Source organism: Pseudomonas sp. B7(2017), from assembly GCF_002112745.1.
GTDB classification, from domain to species: Bacteria; Pseudomonadota; Gammaproteobacteria; order Pseudomonadales; family Pseudomonadaceae; genus Aquipseudomonas; species Aquipseudomonas ekonensis.
The window spans coordinates 1-1,588 of sequence record NZ_NEIP01000042.1 but is presented as its reverse complement, the minus strand read 5'-3'; the positions used below and the strand labels follow the sequence as shown (position 1 = coordinate 1,588).

Annotated in this window: 1 protein-coding gene; it reads right to left on the bottom strand. The window is 67.6% G+C overall.

Annotated elements, in window-relative coordinates:
• Positions 1-1,588 (bottom strand): YadA family autotransporter adhesin (locus tag CAG29_RS27995; protein ID WP_371916668.1); only part of this gene is annotated, 1,588 nt, incomplete at both ends.

The window sequence follows — 1,588 nt, the reverse complement described above, 5'->3', positions numbered from 1 at the left end:
GACCAGCGGGCCGGTGTTGGTGCCTGTGGCGCTGATGCTGTTGGTGGAGTAGCTCGGTGCCGTCCATGCACCGGTGTTCGCATCCAACGCTGCGCCGCCACCCAGCGCGGTCGCGGTGTCCTGCCCGGCCTTGTTCAGTTGGCTGACGTTGACGGCATCGGTGGCGCTGGAGCCGGCGGCGAGGCCGGTGATGCGACGGCCGTCGGCGCCATTGGCGATGTTCACTTCGCCACCCGCCGTCGCCGTCCCGCCGACACCGTAAGCCGCATTGCCCAGCGTCGCGCCCGTGGCAGACGAGTTGGAGCCCAGGGCCACACCGTTGGCAAGGGTCGCACTCGCCAGCGGGCCGATGGCGACGCTGTCCTGGCCGGTCGCGCTGCTGTCGGCGAGGGTCGAGTTGCTGTGGAAGTATTTGATGCCCGCGCCGTTGTTGACGAGGCTGTCGACGGTCTGGTTGGTCGCGAACAGTTGCGAGCCGTTAACGGCGTCTGTGCTGGTGGCGTTCAGAGCGCCGGCTGCGACGTTGGTCAGCTTCACCGCCGTGCCGGCCGGGTTGAAGGTCACTTGGGTCTTGGTCGCGGCATCGTCGTACTTCACGGCCACGGCGGCGGTGTTGGTCACGCTGGTGTTGAGGTTGGTCAGCGCTGCGCCGACGTTGGTGCTGAGCAACGGACCGGTGTTGGCGCCCGTGGCGCTGATGCTGTTGGTCGAATAGCTCGGTGCCGTCCAGGTTCCGGTGTTCGCATCCAGCGTTGCGCCGCCGCCCAACGCGGTCGCGGTGTCCTGCCCTACCTTGTTCAGTTGGCTGACGTTGACGGCATCGGTTGCGCTGGAGCCGGCGGCGAGGCCGGTGATGCGGCGGCCGTCGGCGCCATTGGCGATGTTCACTTCGCCGCCCGCCGTTGCCGTCCCGCCGACGCCATAAGCGGCGTTGCCCAACGTCGCGCCCGTGGCGGACGAGTTGGCGCCCAGCGCCACACTATTGGCAATCGTCGCGCTCGCGAGCGGCCCGATGGCCACGCTGTCCTGGCCGGTCGCGCTGCTGTCAGCCAGAGTCGAGTTGCTGTGGAAGTACTTGATGCCTGTGCCGTTGTTGACGAGGTTGTCGACGGTTTGGTTGGTCGCGAACAGCTGCGAGCCGTTCACGGCGTCGGTGCTGGTGGCGTTCAGGGCACCGGCTGCGACGTTGGTCAATTTCACCGCTGCGCCGGCCGGGTTGAAGGTCACTTGGGTCTTGGTTGCAGCATCGTCGTACTTCACCGCCACGGCGGCGGTGTTGGTCACGCTGGTGTTGAGGTTGGTCAGGGCCGCACCGACGTTGGTGCTGACCAATGGGCCGGTGTTGGCGCCCGTGGTGCTGATGCTGTTGGTGGAGTAGCTCGGTGCCGTCCATGCACCGGTGTTCGCATCCAACGCTGCGCCGCCGCCCAGTGCGGTCGCGGTGTCCTGCCCTGTCTTGTTCAGTTGGCTGACGTTGACGGCATCGGTGGCGCTGGAGCCGGCGGCGAGGCCGGTGATGCGGCGGCCGTCGGCGCCATTGGCGATGTTCACTTCGCCGCCCGCCGTTGCCGTCCCGCCGACGCCATAA